Below are 1,617 nucleotides of genomic sequence, written 5' to 3' on the forward strand. Positions count from 1 at the left end.
TCGCGTCCGCGGGTGGCCCGCGCCACCGCCCCGCCGTCGCGGCGGCGGGTGGCCCGCGTCACGGCGGCCACCGGCGCCGAGGGCACCATCCGGTCACGCCTCACCGCTGCCCCCGCCCCCGGTCCGCGCCACCCCGGGGTGGGCGTGCGGGCCCGGGCAGGACGCTGGTGCTCATCCGGGGGTCGGCCTCCTGGTCGGACGGACGGGTCAGGGGGTGGGGGTGCCGCCGACGTGGCGCCGGGGAACCCGCGCCCCGACCCTGGTGACGATCTCGTACCCGATCGTGCCACACACCCGACCCCACTCCTCGGCGGTCGGTGCCGGGGCGGTCCCGAACAGCACCACCTCGTCCCCGATCCGGTCCTCGGCGTCCGGTCCCAGCTCGACCACGAACTGGTCCATGCAGATCCGGCCGCGGACCGGGGCGCGCCGGCCACCCACCCACACCTCGGCCACCGAGCCGGCGTGGCGCGGGACGCCGTCGCCGTAGCCGAGCGGGACGAGCCCGACCACGGTGTCGTGCGGCGCCACCCAGGTGTGGCCGTAGGAGACGCCGCCGCCGGCGCGGACCGGCTTGACGTTGACCAGCTGGGCGCGCAGCCGCATCACCGGGCGCAGCGCCACCCCGGCCGCCACGGCCACCCCGTCGCCGGGGTCGACGCCGAAGGTGGCGATCCCGACCCGGACCAGCTGGTGACGGCTGCGAGGCAGCTGCAGCGCGCCGGCGGAGTTGGCCAGGTGGTTGGTGCGCGGGTCCAGGCCCTCGGCCCGGGCGACGGCCAGCGCCTCGTCGAAGGCGTCGAGCTGGGCCGCGACGCTGGGGTGGTCCAGCTCCTCGGCGCTGGCGAGGTGGGACCACACCCCGACCACCTCGACCGCGCCGAACCGTTCGGCCTCTGCGGCCGCCCCGACCACGGCCGGCCAGTCGTCGGGGTGCGCCCCGTTGCGGTGCAGGCCGGTGTCGATCTTGAGGTGGACGCGGGCGGTGCGCTCGGCGGTGGCGGCGGCGGCCACCAGGTCGCCGACCTGCTCGACCGAGGACGCCGACACGTCGACGTCGGAGGCGACCAGCGCCGTCAGGTCCTCCTCCGGCCCGTACAGCCAGCACAGCAGGCGTCCGGTGTCGCCGGCCTCGCGCAGCGCCATCGCCTCCCCCGGCGTGGCCACCCCCAGCCAGGGGACGCCGGCGGCCCGGGCGGCGCGGGCGCAGGCCAGCAACCCGTGGCCGTAGCCATCGGCCTTGATGACGGCCATCAGCTCGGCCGGGGCGACGTGCGCCGCCAGCGCGGTGAGGTTGGCGGCGTAGGCGTCGAGGTCGATGTCGGCCGAGGCGGTGACCGGGTCGATCCATCCGCCGACGGGCTGGGCGTCCATCCCGCCATTCTGCCGTGCGGGGACGGCCCCGGTCGGCGCGTCCGGCCCGCGTCCGACGGCGGTGGCTGTGCTCACCGGGTGAGCTCGGCGACGATGTCGGGGACGGCGCCGACCACGTGCTGCGGCGGGTGCGGCCCTGGTCGGCGGGCCGCGGCCAGCGCCTGCAGGGACGCCCCCACCACCGCTGCGTCGCCGGCCGGCAGCCCGGCGGCCAGCAGGGCACCGCACAGACCGGCGAGGACG

At 78.0% G+C, this 1,617-nt stretch carries 1 protein-coding gene; it reads right to left on the reverse strand.

The genetic code is table 11. The features are described from left to right. Positions 1-207: 207 nt before the first annotated feature. Complete coding sequence (gene alr / locus DVA66_RS20170; RefSeq protein WP_114561553.1) at positions 208-1,374, reverse strand: alanine racemase; 1,167 nt, start codon at positions 1,372-1,374, stop codon at positions 208-210. Positions 1,375-1,617 lie beyond the last annotated feature (243 nt).

This window comes from Desertihabitans aurantiacus (assembly GCF_003344635.1).
Lineage (GTDB): Bacteria > Actinomycetota > Actinomycetes > Propionibacteriales > Propionibacteriaceae > Desertihabitans > Desertihabitans aurantiacus.

Excerpts from the sequence above, each read along its gene's own strand:
- alr (WP_114561553.1), bottom strand. The coding sequence starts at position 1,374 with ATGGACGCCCAGCCCGTCGGCGGATGGATCGACCCGGTCACCGCCTCG.